We start from the raw sequence: 18,041 nt of genomic DNA, 5'->3' as shown, positions 1-18,041 counted from the left end.
GGTCGCTTCTGCACCTCACCCGCAGCGCAGTAGCGTGGACGACGTGACCGACGACATGGTGCTGATCCCCGCGGGAACGTTCCAGATGGGGTCAGCCGATTTCTACCCCGACGAGCGGCCCGTGCACGAGCGCAGCGTCGCCGCCTTCTCGATCGATCGGCACGAGGTCACCAATGCCGACTACGCGCGATTCGTGGCCGACACCGGCTACGTGACCGTCGCCGAACGCGACCTCGATCCTGCGGCCTTCCCCGGCGCGGACCCCGCCGACCTCGTCCCGGGATCCATGGTGTTCACTCCCACCAGCGGCCCCGTCGACCTCGGCAACTGGCGCAACTGGTGGCGCTGGCAGCCGGGCGCCTCATGGCGGCGCCCGTTCGGGCCGGGCTCGTCCGTCGATGATCGGCCCCGGCATCCAGTCGTGCACATCGCGTACGAGGATGCCGTCGCATACGCGGCCTGGGCCGGCAAACGACTGCCCACCGAGGCCGAGCACGAGTACGCCGCCCGCGGCGGGGTCGACGGTGCGCGCTTCGCGTGGGGCGACGACCCCTACCCGGACGGCGTGCCGCAGGCGAACAGCTGGCTGGGACACTTCCCCTACGACAACCGGGGCGTCGGCGATGCCGCGCCGGTCGGGTCGTACCCGGCGAACGGCTACGGCCTGTTCGACATGATCGGCAACGTGTGGGAGTGGACGACAGACTTCTACACCCCGCGGCATCTGCGGCTGAGCGACAAGCCGGTCGATGCCGGCAAGCGCCAGAACCTGCTGGCCGCCGCGAGCGCCCAGGAGGGCTTCCCCGACATCCCGCGCCGCGTGCTCAAGGGCGGCTCACAGCTGTGCTCGCCGGACTACTGCCTCCGATTCCGTCCCGCGGCCCGCTCGCCGCAGGCGGAGGACACCGGCATGAGCCACATCGGGTTCCGCTGCGCCCGCGACGCGTGAGCACTGCAGGAGAGTGGATGCCCGAACCCGGCATCCACTCGTCTCTCACCCCTCTGCGGGGAACACCGTCTCCCAGTCGTCGCGCACGCTGATCACGGTGAAGCGGTGTGTGTCGGCCGCAGCGAGCGCGTCTTCGGCGCCTTTGTCGTAGGCCACGTCACGGCCGGCGTCGTCATCGTGGTGGACGAGCAGCGCGAGGCTGGCAGGCGATCCCTGCGCGTACCGGAGCATGGGCACGTCGCCGTTCGAGTTGCCCGCCGCGAGGATCGGTCGCTTGCCGGTCCGCGCCCAGATGCGCACCGGCTTCTCGCCTCCGTCGTCGAAGAAGTCGAGCGACGGTGAATACCGCACCACGTTGGCGTCGGCGTCGTACTCGAGACCGAGCGCGGTGCCGATGACCCGCTGCACGGGAATCCCGTAGTACTCCTCGGCCATCGGGCGCATGAAGTCGCGTTCGCCGCCCGACACGATGTACGTGCGGAAGTCGTGGCTGTCCAGCAGACGGATCAGCTCGACCATGGGCTGGTAGACGGTGTGCGCATACGACGTCTGCAGCGTGAGGTGCCGGGCATCGCGGTAGAACGCCGACACCGCGGCCTGGTAGTCCTCGACGCTCGTGCCCGCGGTCGCGCCCGCCACGGCCTTGATGAGCAGCCCGAGGTCGGCGTCGTCGCCGGCGTAATGCTTGTCGACCGCGGTGCCGAGCCAGGCAAGGTCGCCGGTGGCCGCGGCCCGGTACGGCTGGGTGTCGGCGAGCGACGGGTCGGCGGCCACCTGTGCCTTCCACTGCTCGAGCAGATACGCCAACTGCGTCACGAACGGCTTCTCGGTCCAGAGGGTGCCGTCGTTGTCGAAGACGGCGACGCGGTCACCGGCGGGAACGAAATGCGGTCCGTCCGAATCGGTCACCGCGTCGACGAAGTCGAGTATCGCGGCGCGGGTGGCGGTGTCGCGCCACGAGGGCAGCAGATCGGTCATGAGCGTGTTCCTTGCATGACTCCGACGGTAGGGCCGTGTGCGCTCCGCCGCATCACTTTCCTCCGCGACGACGTCACGCTCACCCACGCGGGGCGAGTGTCGTTCGCTGGCCCTGGCGTAGCGCGACGCGCCGTGCTTGCATACCCGCAGACTCATCAACTCTGCGAGCGAGGATCCTGCCATGACCGACAAGCCCAACATCCTCATCATCTGGGGCGACGACATCGGCATCAGCAATGTCAGCGCGTACTCCGACGGCCTCATGGGGTATCGCACGCCGAACATCGACCGTCTCGCCCACGAGGGCGTGAAGTTCACCGACTACTACGGCGAACAGAGCTGCACAGCCGGCCGTGCCGCGTTCATCACCGGCCAGAACCCGTATCGCACCGGTCTGACGAAGGTCGGCATGCCGGGAGCGAAGCTGGGCCTGCAGCCCGAGGACCCGACGATCGCGGACGCGCTCAAGCATCACGGCTACGCCACCGGTCAGTTCGGCAAGAACCACCTGGGCGACCGCGACGAGCATCTGCCCACGGCACACGGCTTCGACGAGTTCTTCGGCAACCTGTATCACCTCAACGCCGAGGAGGAGCCCGAGCACCCCGACTACCCGACTGACGAGGAGTTCCCCGGCTTCAGCGAGAAGTTCCGCCCGCGCGGGGTCATCCACTCCTGGGCGAACGACGACGGCACCCAGCGCATCGAAGACACCGGCCCGCTGACCAAGAAGCGGATGGAGACCGTCGACGAGGAGTTCCGCGACGCCGCGGCAGACTTCATCCGCGCCAAGGCTGAGGACGACCAGCCCTTCTTCGTGTGGTTCAACTCGACGCACATGCACTTCCGTACGCACACGAAAGAGGAGAGCAAGGGCCGGGCGGGGCGGTGGCAGTCGAACTACCACGACACCATGCTCGACCACGACGACGTCGTCGGCTCGCTGCTGGACCTGCTCGACGAGCTCGGCCTGGCCGAGAACACGATCGTGATGTACTCGACCGACAACGGTCCCCACATGAACAGCTGGCCGGATGCCGGAATGACGCCGTTCCGCAACGAGAAGAACTCCAACTGGGAGGGCGCGTACCGGGTGCCGGCCATCGTTCGCTGGCCCGGGCATATTGCGGCGGGCACGACCCTGAACGGCATCGTCAGCCACAACGACTGGTTCGTGACGCTGCTCGCCGCCGCCGGCGACACCGACATCGCCGAGCGGCTGGCGGCAGGCACCGAGCTGCACGGCACCGAATACAAGGTGCACCTCGACGGGCACAACCAGCTTGACTACATCACCGGGGCCGCCGAGCACAGTCCACGTCGCCACTTCTTCTATGTGTCCGACGATGGCGACCTCACCGGGCTTCGCTTCGAGAACTGGAAGCTCGTCTTCCTCGAGCAGCGCGCGGTCGGCACGCTCGCCGTCTGGCAGGAGCCCTACATCGAGCTCCGGTTCCCGAAGCTGTTCAACCTCCGCACCGACCCGTACGAGCGTGCTGACATCACGTCGAACACCTACTGGGACTGGGTGATCGACCGCATCTTCCTGTTCGTGCCGGCGCAGGCCTACGTCGCCCGGATGCTGCAGAGCCTCCGCGAGTTCCCGGCCCGCCAGGAGTCGGCGTCGTTCACGATCAACCAGGTGATGGCGAAGCTGGAGGGGGCGACGGCCGGCGCTTCATGACTCGCACGCCGCGCGGCGATGTGTGACGTGCCGTCGTCTCGACGTTCCATGACCCTTCTATGATGAGGGCCATGACCGATGGGCTACGCGCGTCCGGGGGCGAGGTTCTCGCCCAGTGGCCGCGCACGCCATGGTTTCTGACCACCCCACCCGAAGCACGCCTCACGATTCCGCGGCCGCGCGTGATCGCCGCGATCGACACTGCCGTGGACGGCGCGGCAGTCGTCGCGGTGGGCGCACCCTCGGGCTATGGCAAGAGCACGGCAGCAGCCGAATGGGCGCGCTCGGCGCCGCGTCCGGTGGCATGGCTGAGCCTGACGCGCTTCGATCACGACGACGAGCGAATCGCGCACGGCATCATCGCCGCCGTGCGCCGCGAGTTGCGCGACGTCCGCGCGCTCGCGCACCTCGACACCGCCGCCATCGACGTCCATGACGGCACCACCGTGGCCGATGCGCTCGCAGCCGTCCTCGCCGATCTGGAGGACGGCCTCGCACTCGTGATCGACCAGGTCGAGTTCGCGGACGCTCTGCAGACCGGCCCGCTCGGCGCCCTCGCGCTCAAGCGCCCGCCCGGGCTGCAGCTCATCCTGCTGGCCACGCTCAACGGCGAAGACATGCTCCGCACGCTCGGCGTCGACGGCACCGCGCTCGGCCCCGACGACCTCGCATTCGACGCCACGGAGATCGCCGCCGCGGCCGCGCTGGTCGCCGGCAAGGGCTGCTCAGACAGCGAAGCAGCGGACATCCAGCGACGTACCGGAGGCTGGCCGCTGGCCGTGCGTCTGCATCTGGGGGGCGGCTCGGCCAGCCTGCCGCAAGATCTCGACGACTACGTCGGCGACGTCATCCTGAGCGGGCTGCCCACCGAGCTGGCGACGCTGATCCGCACCACCACGATCGCCTCGCCACTGGACGCCGGGCTTGCGGCGGCGCTCCTGCCCGACGACCCCGACGCCGCCGCGCACGTGGACGAGTGCGCACGCCGTGGATTGTTCCTCGAGCGGTTCAGTGATCAGGGTCGCCGTGTGTACACCTGGCACGCCGCCTTCCGCGCCGCCGTCCTCGCCGCCGAGCAGCGACGGGCGCCCGAAGAGACCGCGGCCCGCCATATCCGGGCCGCCGAGTACCTGGAGGAGACCCAGCCCCTCGCCTCCGTCGAGCATTACCTCGCCGCGAAGCAGCCCGGACGTGCGCACCGCGTGCTCATGTCGACGTGGCTCGAACTCATGCAGGAAGGGCGTGCGCGTGCTCTCGACCGCCTGTGCGCGGCGCTGCCGCCGGCGTGGGCGGACCGCGCGGCCACCCTCGGCATCCGCGCGTGCTGCGCCTGGATCGCCGGCGACACGGCAGGCGCCCGCCTGCTCATGCGCCGCGGTGCGGATGCCGTCGCCCAGACGCCGCAGGAGTGCGCCGTCGTCGCGGTCGCCGGCATGATGACCACGGACGAGCCCGGACCACTGCGTGCCTACGTGGAACGCACCGTCTCCGCGCTGGAGGACCCCCGTGCGGTCGGCCACCGGCTGACCCCGCACGTGCTGTTCGTGCTCGGCTACACGTCCCTGCGCCTGCGCCGTGGACCGGTGGACGCGATCGCGACGCTGCGCACGGCGCTGCGCGAAGCCGAAGCGCGCGAACGGCCGCGGCTCGCGGCCCGCGTGGCCGGCACCCTCGCCTTCGCGCTCGCGTTCGACGGCCACCTCACCGAGGCGCTCCGGCTCGCCGCACGCAGCGTTCCCGTCGGCGAGGACGACGAATGGCAGGTGTACGACGGCGGCAGCGCCGCGTGCACCGAGGGCTTCGTCGCGTACTGGCGCGATGATCTGCCTCTGGCGCGCGACGCGTTCACCGACGTCCGCCGGCTGGCCATCGGCCGCACCGCGTACGAGCCGGTCGCGCTCATGTACGACGCCCTTGCCGCCGCGGCATCCAGCGACATGACGTGGCAGGCCGAAGCCCTCGAACGACTGCACACCATGCCCGCCGAGACGGTGCTGGGCGTCCCCTGGCAGGGCTTCCGCGACTGCGCGCTCGCGAAGCTCGCGATCGTCCGCGGACGTACCGACGACGCCATCCGGTACGCGAACCGGTCGATCGAATCGGACGACTATCTCCCCGTCCCGCGTGCCGTCGCCGCCGAGGTGCTCCGCCGAGCGGGCGACGTCGCCACCGCCCGCAGCATCGTGGCCGGCACACCGGCGGGATCGCTGACGGTGCCCGCCCGGGTGCGGCTGATGCTGACCGACGCGCTGCTGCGCGACGATGCCGGTCGCGACGACGCGCACATTGTGCTCGAGCGAGCACTCGACCTGGCCGCGATCGAGCACATCCTGCGGCCGTTCGCCGATCCGCTGCCCGAAGTGCAGGCCCTGCTGCAGACCCACGCGACGTGGGGCAGCCGCCACGGCGCCTTCATCGCCGAGGCGCTGAACCGTGGCGGCACCGCAACGGCAGCGGGCGCGCTCTCGGCCCGCGAGCGCGAGGTCCTGGCCTACCTGCGCACTCCTATGACGATCTCCGAGATCGCTGCGCAGCTGTTCCTGTCGACCAACACGGTCAAGACCCACGTACAGTCGCTCTACCGCAAACTGGACGTCACCAACCGGCGCGAGGCAGTGCGCGTGCGTCTGTGAGGCCTCAGGCCCGGTCGGTGTCCTCGTGCAGCGCGGCGGCGTTGCGGAGGAACAGGATGATCCACGAGAAGATGAGCACCCCGGCGACCAGTTCGACGGCCGTCAGCGTGTAGTAGCCGACGGCGAACAGCACCCCGAGCACAACGGTGATGGCGATGAACAGCCACCCGAGCGCGACGAACGCGCGCGGCATGCCGGGGATCCACACCGGCATCCGGATCGCGGCGACAGCGAACGCGACGGCCATTCCGGTGGCCACCGTGTTGTGGATCCAGAAGTGCTCATCGACAGGGAAGATGCCGACGCAGGCCAGGAAGATCCCGACGATGATCAGGCAGATGCGTACGTTGCGGGCGCCGTGCGGATGCGGGGTGGGCAGCGACCGGGTGGCGTAGCGGGCGAGTGTGGTAACGATGACACCGGCGACGATCAGGGTCAGGTTGAACGCGAGCGCCGACAGATCGTCGGTCGCGCCGAGTGCGCTGAGGTTCATCTCCCACCAGTGAGGGTCGGCCGAGCTCAGCGTGCTCGCGAGGACCCCGAGTACGAGGAAGACCGCCAGCACGACGGCGAGCAGCGACAGATCCATGTGAGTCGCCGAGAAGAACGCGACGTATCCGGTGAGGGCGGCCGCCGCGCCCGAGAGCATCAGGAGCGGAAGCGCAAACACCTCGGCATCCACGAACCCGCCCTCGAAGATGACCGCGAGCAGGGTCCAGCTCAGCAGCGCTACCATCGCATGCGCGAACGCGAGCGCGGCCACGTCGAGGACGTCGAGCGCACGCACCTGGCGGCTCGTGTCGCGAACGACATAGCGGCCCGCAATGAAAGCGAGCGCTGCGGTGACGGCCGAGGCGATCGCGGCGAACTGGCCCGCGGAGTTCGGCCCGGCGATCGGGGCGGACTCGAAGCGGAACGCGGCCAGGGCGACGAGCGCGGTGATGACGAACGCGATCGCCCCGATCCCGAGCCCGAGCGATTCGAGCGAGCGCTGGCTCGAAGGGTCGATCTCGGCGGCGGCGCGGAGCCGTGCGGCGCGGCGGGTGGCAGGTGCGGTCACACGCCGAGTGTCCCACGGTGAGCCCGGCGCATCGAGGTGCGCCGCGCCGGGCTCCTGAGGCGACTGCCGAGGCACAGATGTCGACCGCGCCGGAATGACGCGGCATCGCGCGACGTGTAGATTGGAATGTCTACATGAGCTACAGTGGATGCATGAGCCAGACGACGACGACGATCCGGATCACTCGCGCCACACGCGACATCCTCAACGACCTGGCCGCCCGCCGGGGCGAGTCGTTGACCGACACCGTCGCCCGGGGTGCACGCCTGCTCGAACAGGAAGCCATCGGGCGCGACCTCTCCGCGCCGCTGCGCGACGACGAGCTCGCCTGGCTCGATGCTGACGCCGGGTGACGTCGTCGACCTCGACCTCGGCGCGCCCGCGGGTTCAGAGGCCGGCGTGCGCAGGCCTGCGGTCGTCGTCACCGCTGAGCAGATCCTCCGTGGCAGCCCGAACGTCATCCAGGTCGTTCCGCTCACGCGCACGATCCGTGACAGCGGCTCCGAGGTCGTCGTCGAACCGGATCAGCACAACGGCCTCGGTGTAGCCTCGGCTGCGCAGTGCCAGCACATCCGATCGGTCGCCACGACCCGCGTGAGTGCAAGGTTGGGGAACGTCGGCCCGATCGTACTGCAACAGATCCGGAGCACCGTCATGATCATCATCGACGCCTGACTGCCCCGGTCGAGCTACTTCAGGCCGGCCATTTCGATGCTGCCGACGGCCTGACGCTGGAAGTTGTGGCGGGCGTCCCAGCCAACCGCCAGCGCCCCCGGCCTACGCTGGAGACATGCCCCGTCTGCAGGCCGATGCCCCCGCCGATCGCTGGGTGCCCGTGACCGGTTCGCTCGGCTTCCGCGGGCGACGTCACCGCAAGGCGGCGATCCGCATGCTGATGGGTCAGGCCGGTGCCGTGACCGGTGCGCCGAGCCGGCCGGGCGGCGGGTTCGCCGCGTGGGCGATGAGCCAGGCGGCACCGCTGCTGATGCGCAAGGCCGATGGCCGCGTGCTCGTGTGGGTGTGGAAGGACGATCCGGCGCTGCTGGTCGTGATGGCGCAGCTCCAGGAGCTGACGCCGCAGCTGCGCACGGCCCGCGCGATGATGCCGATGGAGTACGACGACACCGAGTCGTTCCGCAACCCGCACCTGGGCACCGGTGAGAAGCTGGCGATGCCGCTGCCGGCCGATCCGCGCACCCCGCCCTTCGCGAGCTACACGTGGGACACCGGCACGCACCTCGTGACCCTCACCGCCGTCTGCGGCGACCGCGAGCGGTTCGGCACGGTGATCGGGGCGGTGGACGAGATCGCCCGCACGCTGCGGATCGTCGACGACCTCTCGGTGGGCGAGTCGCCGACCGTGCTGCGGCTCGACCCGTCCTGACCCGTCGCGGCGCGCTGACCGGCTGCGGCGCGGGTCCGCGGGCGGCGTCGCCGGCGGCATTCACTCCGCCCGAGGTTCGCGGCTACGTGGCGTCGCCGGCGGCCGCTTCCACGCCGCGCGGCGGGCGCGCCTGCGTGTCGCCCGACAGCCAGCGCAGCCACCACGCCTGCGGGTCGCCCTCGAGAATCAGGGCACGCACCAGCAGCGTGAGCGGGATCGACAAGATCGCACCGAGCGGGCCGATGATGAAGGTCCAGAAGATCACCGAGAAGAAGCTCAGCGTGAGGCTCAGGTCTACGGCATCCGACACGAACTTCGGCTGGATCAGCACCTGCAGCGTGACGTTGACCACGCAGTAGACGGCGATCACCGCCAGCATGAGCGGCCAGCCGCCGACCGCCAGCGCGAGCAGCGCCGGCGGGACGAGGCCGATCACGAAACCGATGTTCGGGATGAAGTTGGTCACGAACGCGAGGATCGCCCAGACCACCGGCGCCGGAACGTGCAGCGCCCACAGGGCCAGGCCGTCGATGATCGCGACGACCAGGCCGAAGCTGGCGTTGACGATGTAGTAGCGTCGCACGCCCCGGTTGAATGCCTGGAACCGCGACACCGTCGGTCGGACGTGCGCCCCGAGCACCTGCGGGGCGGTGGCGTAACGGGCCCCGTCGACGGCCATGAAGATCACGTACGCGAGGACGAAGAAGAACGCGGTGAGCACGCCGATCGCCGCTCCGCCGGCGGACGCCACGAACCCGAGGATGGACCCGGGCGCGAGGATCGAGCCCATGGCATCGGACACCTCCTGCTGCACGCCGAGATCCCGCAGCCACGCGATCATGCCGTCGGCCGACGCCTGAAGCGTGCCGGCCGCATCGCGCACAAGCTGGTAGAACTCCACGCCGGCGTAGAACAGCAGCAGCGCCATCGCCGCCAGCACCGCGTAGGCGACCACGATCACCGTGGTGGTGGCGAGCCAGCGCGGCCAGCCCCGGCGCTCGAGCGGATGCCGCAGCGGATGGCAGATGATCACGATGACGGCGGCGAGCGCGAGCGGCCCGACGATCTCGGCCGCCAGGTGCACCCCGACCAGAACGATCACTGCGGCCGCGAGCCCCAGCAGAATCCGCAGCGTCGGCGGCAGCACGGGCTGCGGGACCGCGGGACTGACAGCCTGAGAGCGCTTCACGCCCCCAGGCTACCCACGTCGCCCCCGCATCCCCGCGACGCGCGGCGTGCTAAGGTCGTACCGACTAGACGGTATGTGCAAGGAGGCACGCATGGCTCTCGCCCGATTCGACGGCACCGTGACCCTCGTGACGGGCGCGAGCCGCGGCATCGGGTTCGCGGTCGCCGAGCGCCTCGTCGCCGAAGGCGGATCTGTCGTGATCACCGGCCGCCACCAGGAGGGCCTCGACGAAGCGCTCGCGACCCTCGGCCCGGCAGCCTCCGCCGTCGCCGGTCGCGCCGACGACCCCGAGCACCGCGCGGCCGTCTTCGCGCACATCGCGCAGCGGCACGGCCGGCTCGACCACCTCGTCAACAACGCGGGCATCAACCCCGCGTACGGCCCCGCGCTCGAAGTCGACCCCGCCGCCGCCCGCAAGATCCTCGAGGTCAACGTCATCGCCGCGCTCGAATGGTCGCGCGACGCCGTGCACGCCGGCCTCGCCGGCGCGATCGTGAACATCGCATCGGTCTCGGGGGTCGCCGCCTCGCCGAACATCTCGTTCTACGGCGTCTCGAAAGCGGCCCTCATCAACCTCACCATGCAGCTGGCCGAAGAGCTCGCCCCCGCCATCCGCGTCAACGCCGTCGCGCCCGCCGTCGTCAAGACGCGCTTCGCACGCGCGCTGTACGAGGGGCACGAGCAAGAGGCGGCCTCGGCGTATCCGCTCCGCCGATTGGGCGAACCGGCCGACATCGCCGGTCCGGTGTCGTTCCTGCTGTCGACGGATGCCGCGTGGATCACCGGCCAGACGATCCTCATCGATGGCGGCGCGTCCATCCGCCCGATCGGCTGAGTCGCACTGAGTCGCACCCGACGCGAGAAGATGGACGCATGAAGCAGACAAGTGTCGCCGACGAGGTCACCCGGGCTGCCGTGGAGCTTTTCGCGAGCCAGGGCTATGCCAACACGAGCGTCCAGCAGATCGTGGAGGCGGCCGGGGTCACCAAGGGCGCGATGTACCACTACTTCGAGTCGAAGGACGACCTGCTGTTCGGCATCTACGATCGGCTGCTGTCGCTGCAGAAACGCCATCTCGACGAGATCATCGCGGCCGGCGGCGAGAACGCCGAAGCCGTGCTGCGCGCGGTGTGCATCGATGTGATCAAGACGTCGATCGAATCCCTCGACGAGGGCACGGTGTACTTCCGCAGCGCCCACATGCTCTCGGCTCCGCGCCGGCAGGAGGTCACCCGCCGCCGCCGCGCGTATCACGACGAGGTCGCCGCGCTCCTCGAGCGGGGTCAGCAGGAGGGCGCGTTCCGCACCGACATCCCGGCGCCGCTGCTCATCGCCCACTTCTTCAGCGATGTGCACTACCTGTCGCACTGGTACTCGCCGGGCGGACCCGAGTCGGCGGCGCAGGTTGCCGAGCAGCTCACCGAGCTCTACCTCACCGGCATCCACACCCCCCACCCGCACCCCAAGGAGTAGCCGCATGCGCGCATGGCACGTCACCGCCCACGGAGAGCCCCGCGAGGTGCTCGAGCTCGTCGACGTCGACGACCCGGCGGCCGGTCCCGGTGAAGTGCTCGTGCGCGTCGCAGCCGTGGCGGCGAACTTCCCCGACGTGCTGCTGTCCCGCGGCCTGTACCAGGTCAAGCCCGACCTGCCGTTCGTGCCCGGCGTCGAGTTCGCCGGCACGATCGTCGCGCTCGGCGACGGCGTGACCGGGTTCGAGATCGGGCAGCGCGTCGTCGGCGGCATGATCGGCGTGCTCAGCGAGCTGGCCGCCGTGCCGGCGCGCGACGTGCACCCGACCCCGGCGGCGCTCGACGACATCGCGGCGTCGGGTCTGATGGTCGCCTACCAGACGGCGTACTTCGCCCTGCATCGCCGGGCACGGCTGCAGGCCGGCGAGTGGCTGCTCGTGCACGCGGCCGCCGGCGGTGTGGGTGCGGCGACCGTACAGCTCGGCGTCGCGGCCGGCGCGCGGGTGATCGCCGTGGTGGGGTCGGATGCCAAGGCCGCGGTCGCCCGGGCCGCGGGAGCCGAAGAGGTGCTCGTCCGCGGGCGCGACGACCTGCCCGCCCGCATCAAGGAGATCACCGCCGGGCACGGCGCCGACGTCGTGTTCGACCCGGTGGGCGGAGCGGCGTTCGACGCGTCCACCCGCTGCATCGCCTTCGAGGGCCGGATCGTGGTCATCGGGTTCGCCAGCGGCGAGATCCCGCAGCTGAAGACCAACATCGCGCTCGTGAAGAACTTCGCCGTCCTCGGCCTGTACTGGGGCCTGTACTCCGAGCGCCGGCCCGACCTGGTCATCGAGGCTCACGACGCCCTCACCGCGCTGGCCGCTTCGGGTGCGATCCGCCCGGTCATCGACGAGGTCGTCCCGTTCGAACGGGCGCCCGATGCGATCGAGAAGCTCGCAGGCGGCAGCACCGTGGGCCGGGTCGTGATCGAGGTCGGCGCGTGAGCGCGTTCTCGCTGACCGGTAAGACGGTCCTCGTCACCGGCGGTGCGCGCGGCCTCGGCGCCGCATACGTGCGTGCCCTGCACGCCGAGGGGGCCGCCGTCATGATCGCCGACCTGCTCGAAGCCGAAGGCGCAGCCCTGGCGGCGGAACTCGGCGAGCGCGCCCGCTTCACTCCCCTGGACGTCACCGACGAAGAAGGGTGGGATGCCGCGATCGCAGACACCGTCGCCGCCTTCGGGGCGCTGGATGTCCTGGTCAACAACGCGGGCATCGTCAACGCGGCGCCCATCGAGCATCTGAGCACCGCGAAGTGGGACACGGTCATCGCGGTGAACCTGACCGGCACGTTCTTCGGATGCCGCGCCGTGGTGCCCGTCATGAAGGCGGCCGGCGGCGGGTCGATCATCAACATCTCGTCGGTGGAGGGCATCCGCGGCAGCCGCGGACTCCACGGCTACACGGCGGCGAAGTTCGGCGTGCGGGGCCTCACCAAGTCGATGGCCGTCGAGCTCGGGGCGAGCGGCATCCGCGTCAACTCGGTGCACCCGGGGCTCATCCTCACCGACATGACCACCCGCATCGACCCGGCCCACCTCGACATCCCGCTCGGGCGCCCCGGCACCCCCGAAGACGTCACCGGCACGATCGTGTTCCTCGCCTCGGACGCGTCGCGGTTCACCACCGGCGCCGAGTTCGTCGTCGACGGTGGCATGATCACCGGCATCCCCCACAAATAGGACCCCGCCCCGCCGCGCTGGGTGGTCCTTTCATCGCAACATACCGTCCAGTCGGTTTTTGCGGTACAGTTGGCGACACCCGACACAGAGAGGTGCCGATGAACGCCGTACCCACCCCGCGACTGAGCGTCGACGGACTGACCGTCACGTTCGGCGGGCTCACCGCGCTCGACGATGTCACCTTCGAGGTCGGCGCCGGGCAGATCGTCGCGCTCATCGGCCCCAACGGCGCCGGGAAGACCACCGTCTTCAACGCGGTCTGCTCGCTCGTGCGCCGCCGCGCCGGCGAGATCCGCCTCGACGGCGAGCCGGTTCCACCCCGTACCTCGGCGCTCACCCGCCACGGCGTCGCCCGCACGCTGCAGAGCCTCGGCCTGTTCGACGCGCTCACGGTGCAGGAGAACATCGCCCTCCCGATCGCCGGGGCTGCGGATGCCGCGGACCGCATCGCCGCGCAGCTGCACGCCCGCGGGCTCGCCGACGTCGCCGGCCGCCCCGTCGCCGCACTCCCCTACCCGGTCCGCAAGCGCGTCGCCCTCGCCCGCGCGCTCGTGATCGAGCCCCGCCTGCTCCTGCTCGACGAACCGGCCGGCGGGCTCGGGCACGACGACATCGCCGCCCTCGCCGACACCGTGCGGACCATCGCCGCCACCGGCTGCGCCGTGCTGCTGGTCGAGCACCACGTCGACTTCGTCATGGACCTGGCCGACCACATCGTCGTCCTCGACTTCGGCAAGGTCATCGCCCGCGGCATCCCGGCCGAGATCCGGGTCGACCCCCGGGTCGAAGAGGCCTACCTCGGCGTGAAGGCGACCGCATGACCGGCGCGCTCGCGTTCGAACAGCTCACCGTCGGCTACGGCGGCGAGCCCGTCCTCCACGCCGTCAGCTTCGCCCTCAAGCCCGGCGACGTCGTCGCGCTCCTGGGTGCCAACGGGGCCGGCAAGACGACCCTGCTGCGCACGCTCGCCGGGTTCGTCCGGCCCACGTCGGGCCGGGTCACCCTCGACGGCGCAGACCTCGCCCGGGTGCACCCCGAGAACAGGGCCCGGCTGGGCATCGCCCAGGTGCCCGAGGGGCGCAGCGTCGTCGCCGAGCTCACCGTCGACGAGAACCTGCGCCTCGGCGCCCTCTGGCGCTACCGCGGCCGCGGCCGCGAGGCCGCGATCGCCGAGATCTACGAGCTGTTCGAGCCGCTGTCCCGGCGCCGCGCCGCCGACGGCCACCAGCTGTCGGGCGGGGAGCGTCAGATGCTCGCGCTCGGCCGTGCCCTGCTCGCCCGTCCTCGCGTGCTCACCCTCGACGAGCCGTCGCTGGGCCTCGCGCCCCTCGTGGTCGCCCAGCTGATGGGCACCCTCCGCGACGCCGCCGCGCAGGGCGGCATGACGGTGCTCCTGGCCGAGCAGAACGTCACCAGCGCCCTGTCGATCGCCGATCGCGGCGTCGTGCTCGACCTCGGCCGCCTGGTGGCCGACGATGCGGCATCCGCCCTCGCCGACGACACCGCCCTCCGCCACGCCTACCTGGGATTCTGATGGACCGCCTCGCCTTCCTCCTCGCCACGGGACTGGCGCGCGGCGCGATCTTCGCGCTGTTCGCCCTCTCGCTCGTGCTCATCTGGCGCGCCGCACGCATCATCAACTTCGCCCAGGGCGCCATGGCGCTCGTGGCCACCTACCTCGCGTTCGCGGTGACAGGCATGACCGGCTCGTACGCCGCGGGCCTGGCCGCCGGCATCCTCGGCGGAGCCGCGATCGGCTGGGTCGTCGAGCGCGGCGTCATGCGGCACGCACCGCATTCGACCCCGCTGGCCGGCGTCATCGTGGCGATCGGCCTGGTCATGGTGCTGCAGTCGCTGCTGGGCATCGCGTTCGGCCCGCAGTACCGGCCGATGGCCGCACCGTTCGACGAGACCCCGATCTTCGTCGGCGGCGTGCCGCTGCTCTCGCCCTACGACATCTTCGTGCTCGTGGTCGCACTCGGGGTGATGGGCCTGCTCGCCCTGCTCTTCACGCGCACGGCGCTCGGCCTGCAGCTGCGCGCCTCGGCCTTCGCCCCCGAGGTGTCGCGCATGCTCGGCGTGCGCGTCGGACGCATGGTCACGATCGGATGGATGCTCTCCGCCGCCGTCGCCGCCCTCGCCGCGCTGCTGCTGATCCCGACCGAGCTGGGCCTGAACCCGCACTCGACCGACATGCTGTTCGTCTACGCGTTCACCGTCGCCGTCGTCGGCGGCCTCGACTCCCCGGTCGGGGCGCTGCTGGGCGGACTCACGGTCGGTGTCGTGATGAGCCTGATCACCGGCTACCTCGGGTCGACCGTCGCACCCATCGGGGTGCTCGTGCTGCTCGTCGTCGTCCTGCTCGTCAAACCCGGCGGAGTGTTCTCGATGAGAGAGGCCCGGACCGCATGAAGCGCGTATTCCCCCGCCTGACCGGCACGCGCCGCGTGCTCGTGTTCGCCGGCATCCTGACCCTCCTCGCCATCGGCGGGACGTTCCTGCTCGACCCGTTCCGCAACTTCCAGCTCGCGACCGCGGCCGCATACCTGTGCGCCGTCGGCGGCCTGACGCTGCTCATCGGCCTGTCAGGCCAGCTCTCGCTCGGGCACGCGGCGCTCATGGCCGCGGGCGGGTACGGCTATGCGCTGACCTCGAATGCGCTGACGGATGCCGGAGTGGACGGCGTCGTCCGCTTCGCGGTCGCCCTGGTGGCCGGCGTCGTGGCCGCCTCCCTCCTCGGCCTGCTCCTGGGGCTCGCCGGCGCCCGCCTGCGCGGCCCGTACCTCGCCGGCCTGACCCTCGCGCTCGTGATCGCCCTGCCCGCCTTCACGAGCGTGTTCAGCGCAGTGTTCCGCGGCGACCAGGGCGTGCAGACCGCGTACAGTCCCGTGCCGGAGTTCCTGAACCGGCTCATCGCCCTGGAGCAGTGGCAGGCCTGGGTCGCGATCGGTGTGGCGTCGGTCACCACCACCGCCCTCGTACTGGTACGACGCGGCGTCGGCGGCCTGCGGATGCGCGCCGTGCGCGACGATGAGACCGCCGCCCGCGTGAACGGGGTGGCCGTGCGCCGCGTGAAGGTGACCGCGTTCACGGTGTCGGCCGCAGCCGCCGGCGCAGGCGGTGCCGTGCTGTGCTTCGTGACGCAGTCGGTCAGCCCGGGCGGCTACACGCTCGCCTTCTCGCTGCTGCTGCTCGTGGCAGCGGTCATCGGCGGGCTCGGCAGCATCGGCGGGGCCGCGCTCGGGGCGGTCATCATCGTCGTCCTGCCCTGGCTGCTGAACGTGCTCGCCGGCGCGCTGGAGCTGCCGACCGAGCTCGAGCAGCGCCTGTCGGGCAACCTCTCCGTACTCGTCTTCGGCGTCCTGCTGATCATCGTCATGCTCGTCCGCCCCACCGGCCTCGCCGGCAGCTGGGGCGTCCGGCGCCGCACGAAGTCCACCCATACGTCGGCTGACGCAGAGCTGGGGTTCACCGCGTCAGCCGATCGGATGCCGGGGTCTGATCAAGCCCCGAATCGTCAGTCCCCGGCATCCACCACCGGCACGACCTCCAACCCCTCGAAGCAGTTCCTTGCACAAGAAAGGTGACACCATGTCCCACCAGAGTTCAGCGTCGCGCTCTGCCCGCCGGTTCGGCGTGCTGCTCGCGGCATCGGCCCTCGTGCTCACGGCGTGCAGCACGCCGTCAGCACCCGGCTCAGACTCCGACGATCCCGCGGCGACCGGCGACAGCACCGGCGTGACCGACACGACCGTCACGATCGGCACGCACACGCCGCTGACGGGCCCGGCCGCGGCCGGCTACTCGTCGATCTCGGCGGCGGCGACCGCGTACTTCGAGTACATCAACGAGGAGGGCGGCGTCCACGGCCGCGAGATCGAGTACATCGTGAAGGACGACGGGTACAACCCCGCCAACACGCAGACGGTCGTGCGCGAGCTCGTGCAGCAGGACGAGGTGTTCGCGATCGTCAACGGCCTCGGCACGGCGACGCACCAGTCGGTGCTCGAGTTCCTCAACCAGAACAAGGTGCCCGACCTGTTCGTGGCATCGGGATCGACCTCGTGGAACCAGCCCGACAAATACCCGTTCACGTTCGGCTTCAATGCCGACTACGTCGTCGAGGGCGCGGCCCTCGCGCAGTACGCCGCGGACGAATTGCCCGGCACGTCGGTGTGCATGCTCGGCCAGGACGACGACTTCGGCGACGACTTCCTCACCGGTCTCGAGACCGCGCTCGGCGCCGACGGTGTCGCGCACGTCGAGCGGTACTCGGTGTCGAACCAGGACGTCACGGCGCAGATCGGCGCGCTGCAGGCCGCCGGCTGCGAGGTCGTCACCCTCGCGACGATCAACGGCTTCACGGCGCTCGCGATCGGCACGGCGGCCCAGCTGGGCTGGTTCCCGCAGTGGATGGCTTCGTCATCGGGCGCGGACTACCCGACGCTGCAGGGCTACCTCGGCGACGCGGCGCCGCAGCTGCTGCAGGGGTTCATCGGCACCAACTACTCGCCGATGGGCGACGACGACTGGGTGACGCTGTTCCGCGAGATAAACGACGAGTACAACGACGGTGCGCCGTTCGACGGGAACACCATCTACGGCATGAGCGTCGCGTACACGTTCGCCGAGGCGCTCGCGGCCGCCGGTGAGGACCCGACGAGGGAGAGCCTGCTCGAGGCCATCACCTCGGGCGACCTGCAGGGCAACGGCATCGCGCCCCTCGCGTTCGCCCCGGACAACCACGCCGCGTATCTGACGGTCGGGATCACGAGCGTCGACCAGGGCGTGCAGGACTACATAGGCACGACCTACGAGGTGCGGGGCGGCGCGGTGACCGCGGTGGAGCCCGCGCCGGTCGCGCTGACCGGTAACGGCATCCCGGGCTGACGCGCGCGGATCGCTCAGGGGAGGCGCCCTTCGCGGGCGCCTCCCCTTTCGCGTTGTCCGCGGACTCGCGCTCGCCCCG

18 protein-coding genes are annotated in these 18,041 nt (G+C 70.6%); 15 read left to right on the top strand and 3 right to left on the bottom strand.

Features of this window, described 5'->3' with window-relative positions:
• Positions 1 to 55 precede the first annotated feature (55 nt).
• Positions 56 to 949, top strand: coding sequence for a formylglycine-generating enzyme family protein (locus tag BKA10_RS13525; RefSeq protein ID WP_183501214.1), 894 nt, complete (start codon positions 56 to 58; stop codon positions 947 to 949).
• Between the two features lie 45 nt (positions 950 to 994).
• Here BKA10_RS13525 and BKA10_RS13520 read toward each other — a convergent pair whose 3' ends face one another.
• A complete protein-coding gene (locus tag BKA10_RS13520) occupies positions 995 to 1,927 on the bottom strand; it encodes an HAD family hydrolase (RefSeq protein WP_183500438.1) in 933 nt (310 codons plus the stop codon).
• A 181-nt stretch (positions 1,928 to 2,108) separates the two neighbouring features.
• Between BKA10_RS13520 and BKA10_RS13515 the strand changes: the two genes are divergently transcribed.
• A complete protein-coding gene (locus tag BKA10_RS13515) occupies positions 2,109 to 3,611 on the top strand; it encodes an arylsulfatase (protein ID WP_183500436.1) in 1,503 nt (500 codons plus the stop codon).
• A gap of 71 nt (positions 3,612 to 3,682) precedes the next feature.
• Complete coding sequence (locus BKA10_RS13510; protein WP_183500434.1) at positions 3,683 to 6,244, top strand: helix-turn-helix transcriptional regulator; 2,562 nt, start codon at positions 3,683 to 3,685, stop codon at positions 6,242 to 6,244.
• Positions 6,245 to 6,248: 4 nt separating this feature from the next.
• Here BKA10_RS13510 and BKA10_RS16975 read toward each other — a convergent pair whose 3' ends face one another.
• Entirely contained in the window at positions 6,249 to 7,304 is a 1,056-nt protein-coding gene (locus BKA10_RS16975; protein WP_183500432.1) for a DUF998 domain-containing protein, read from the bottom strand.
• 152 nt (positions 7,305 to 7,456) lie between these two features.
• On the opposite strand from BKA10_RS16975, the gene BKA10_RS13500 reads away from it, so the two are divergent.
• The 3 genes from BKA10_RS13500 to BKA10_RS13490 all read left to right on the top strand — a co-directional run bounded on the left by BKA10_RS13500 (position 7,457) and on the right by BKA10_RS13490 (position 8,688).
• Positions 7,457 to 7,657 (top strand): hypothetical protein, encoded by a 201-nt coding sequence (locus BKA10_RS13500; RefSeq protein ID WP_183500430.1) that lies wholly within the window; start codon positions 7,457 to 7,459, stop codon positions 7,655 to 7,657.
• The gene (locus tag BKA10_RS13495; protein ID WP_183500429.1) at positions 7,641 to 7,979 is read left to right on the top strand and encodes a type II toxin-antitoxin system PemK/MazF family toxin; all 339 of its coding nucleotides are present in this window, start codon (positions 7,641 to 7,643) and stop codon (positions 7,977 to 7,979) included. Before BKA10_RS13500 ends, BKA10_RS13495 begins: the two co-directional genes overlap by 17 nt.
• Before the next feature lie 115 nt (positions 7,980 to 8,094).
• Positions 8,095 to 8,688: a hypothetical protein gene (locus BKA10_RS13490; protein ID WP_183500427.1), complete on the top strand. Its 594-nt coding sequence runs from the start codon at positions 8,095 to 8,097 to the stop codon at positions 8,686 to 8,688.
• 82 nt (positions 8,689 to 8,770) lie between these two features.
• On the opposite strand, the gene BKA10_RS13485 is transcribed toward BKA10_RS13490, so the two are convergent.
• A complete protein-coding gene (locus BKA10_RS13485) occupies positions 8,771 to 9,877 on the bottom strand; it encodes an AI-2E family transporter (protein ID WP_248199254.1) in 1,107 nt (368 codons plus the stop codon).
• Positions 9,878 to 9,968: 91 nt separating this feature from the next.
• Between BKA10_RS13485 and BKA10_RS13480 the strand changes: the two genes are divergently transcribed.
• The 9 genes from BKA10_RS13480 to BKA10_RS13440 all read left to right on the top strand — a co-directional run bounded on the left by BKA10_RS13480 (position 9,969) and on the right by BKA10_RS13440 (position 17,962).
• On the top strand, positions 9,969 to 10,712 hold the full coding sequence (locus BKA10_RS13480; RefSeq protein WP_183500425.1) for an SDR family oxidoreductase: 744 nt from the start codon (positions 9,969 to 9,971) through the stop codon (positions 10,710 to 10,712).
• 38 nt (positions 10,713 to 10,750) lie between these two features.
• Positions 10,751 to 11,350 carry a TetR/AcrR family transcriptional regulator gene (locus tag BKA10_RS13475; protein ID WP_183500423.1) on the top strand — a complete coding sequence of 200 codons (600 nt, stop codon included), beginning with the start codon at positions 10,751 to 10,753 and terminating at the stop codon, positions 11,348 to 11,350.
• A 4-nt stretch (positions 11,351 to 11,354) separates the two neighbouring features.
• The gene (locus BKA10_RS13470; protein ID WP_183500421.1) at positions 11,355 to 12,335 is read left to right on the top strand and encodes an NADPH:quinone oxidoreductase family protein; all 981 of its coding nucleotides are present in this window, start codon (positions 11,355 to 11,357) and stop codon (positions 12,333 to 12,335) included.
• On the top strand, positions 12,332 to 13,072 hold the full coding sequence (locus BKA10_RS13465) for a glucose 1-dehydrogenase (RefSeq protein ID WP_183500419.1): 741 nt from the start codon (positions 12,332 to 12,334) through the stop codon (positions 13,070 to 13,072). Before BKA10_RS13470 ends, BKA10_RS13465 begins: the two co-directional genes overlap by 4 nt.
• Before the next feature lie 98 nt (positions 13,073 to 13,170).
• Positions 13,171 to 13,893 (top strand): ABC transporter ATP-binding protein, encoded by a 723-nt coding sequence (locus BKA10_RS13460; RefSeq protein ID WP_183500417.1) that lies wholly within the window; start codon positions 13,171 to 13,173, stop codon positions 13,891 to 13,893.
• The gene (locus tag BKA10_RS13455) at positions 13,890 to 14,606 is read left to right on the top strand and encodes an ABC transporter ATP-binding protein (protein WP_183500415.1); all 717 of its coding nucleotides are present in this window, start codon (positions 13,890 to 13,892) and stop codon (positions 14,604 to 14,606) included. The genes BKA10_RS13460 and BKA10_RS13455 overlap by 4 nt, the downstream gene beginning before the upstream one ends.
• Positions 14,606 to 15,484 carry a branched-chain amino acid ABC transporter permease gene (locus tag BKA10_RS13450; RefSeq protein WP_183500413.1) on the top strand — a complete coding sequence of 293 codons (879 nt, stop codon included), beginning with the start codon at positions 14,606 to 14,608 and terminating at the stop codon, positions 15,482 to 15,484. The genes BKA10_RS13455 and BKA10_RS13450 overlap by 1 nt, the downstream gene beginning before the upstream one ends.
• Positions 15,481 to 16,659, top strand: coding sequence for a branched-chain amino acid ABC transporter permease (locus BKA10_RS13445; RefSeq protein WP_183500411.1), 1,179 nt, complete (start codon positions 15,481 to 15,483; stop codon positions 16,657 to 16,659). The genes BKA10_RS13450 and BKA10_RS13445 overlap by 4 nt, the downstream gene beginning before the upstream one ends.
• A gap of 4 nt (positions 16,660 to 16,663) precedes the next feature.
• The gene (locus BKA10_RS13440; RefSeq protein ID WP_183500409.1) at positions 16,664 to 17,962 is read left to right on the top strand and encodes an ABC transporter substrate-binding protein; all 1,299 of its coding nucleotides are present in this window, start codon (positions 16,664 to 16,666) and stop codon (positions 17,960 to 17,962) included.
• Positions 17,963 to 18,041 lie beyond the last annotated feature (79 nt).

Origin of the sequence: Microbacterium invictum, assembly GCF_014197265.1 — a bacterium.
GTDB lineage: Bacteria > Actinomycetota > Actinomycetes > Actinomycetales > Microbacteriaceae > Microbacterium > Microbacterium invictum.
The sequence above is the reverse complement of the archived record's forward strand: the minus strand, read 5'-3'. Positions and strand labels throughout refer to the sequence as shown.

What these genes read in the sequence shown, in the direction of transcription:
- BKA10_RS13520 (WP_183500438.1), bottom strand. Translation starts at nt 1,927, where the DNA reads ATGACCGATCTGCTGCCCTCGTGGCGCGACACCGCCACCCGCGCCGCG.
- BKA10_RS13475 (WP_183500423.1), top strand. Translation starts at nt 10,751, where the DNA reads ATGAAGCAGACAAGTGTCGCCGACGAGGTCACCCGGGCTGCCGTGGAG.
- BKA10_RS13490 (WP_183500427.1), top strand. Translation starts at nt 8,095, where the DNA reads ATGCCCCGTCTGCAGGCCGATGCCCCCGCCGATCGCTGGGTGCCCGTG.
- BKA10_RS13450 (WP_183500413.1), top strand. Translation starts at nt 14,606, where the DNA reads ATGGACCGCCTCGCCTTCCTCCTCGCCACGGGACTGGCGCGCGGCGCG.
- BKA10_RS13525 (WP_183501214.1), top strand. Translation starts at nt 56, where the DNA reads ATGGTGCTGATCCCCGCGGGAACGTTCCAGATGGGGTCAGCCGATTTC.
- BKA10_RS13440 (WP_183500409.1), top strand. Translation starts at nt 16,664, where the DNA reads ATGTCCCACCAGAGTTCAGCGTCGCGCTCTGCCCGCCGGTTCGGCGTG.
- BKA10_RS13455 (WP_183500415.1), top strand. Translation starts at nt 13,890, where the DNA reads ATGACCGGCGCGCTCGCGTTCGAACAGCTCACCGTCGGCTACGGCGGC.
- BKA10_RS13445 (WP_183500411.1), top strand. Translation starts at nt 15,481, where the DNA reads ATGAAGCGCGTATTCCCCCGCCTGACCGGCACGCGCCGCGTGCTCGTG.
- BKA10_RS13515 (WP_183500436.1), top strand. Translation starts at nt 2,109, where the DNA reads ATGACCGACAAGCCCAACATCCTCATCATCTGGGGCGACGACATCGGC.
- BKA10_RS13460 (WP_183500417.1), top strand. Translation starts at nt 13,171, where the DNA reads ATGAACGCCGTACCCACCCCGCGACTGAGCGTCGACGGACTGACCGTC.
- BKA10_RS13480 (WP_183500425.1), top strand. Translation starts at nt 9,969, where the DNA reads ATGGCTCTCGCCCGATTCGACGGCACCGTGACCCTCGTGACGGGCGCG.
- BKA10_RS13470 (WP_183500421.1), top strand. Translation starts at nt 11,355, where the DNA reads ATGCGCGCATGGCACGTCACCGCCCACGGAGAGCCCCGCGAGGTGCTC.
- BKA10_RS13500 (WP_183500430.1), top strand. Translation starts at nt 7,457, where the DNA reads ATGAGCCAGACGACGACGACGATCCGGATCACTCGCGCCACACGCGAC.
- BKA10_RS13510 (WP_183500434.1), top strand. Translation starts at nt 3,683, where the DNA reads ATGACCGATGGGCTACGCGCGTCCGGGGGCGAGGTTCTCGCCCAGTGG.
- BKA10_RS13495 (WP_183500429.1), top strand. Translation starts at nt 7,641, where the DNA reads ATGCTGACGCCGGGTGACGTCGTCGACCTCGACCTCGGCGCGCCCGCG.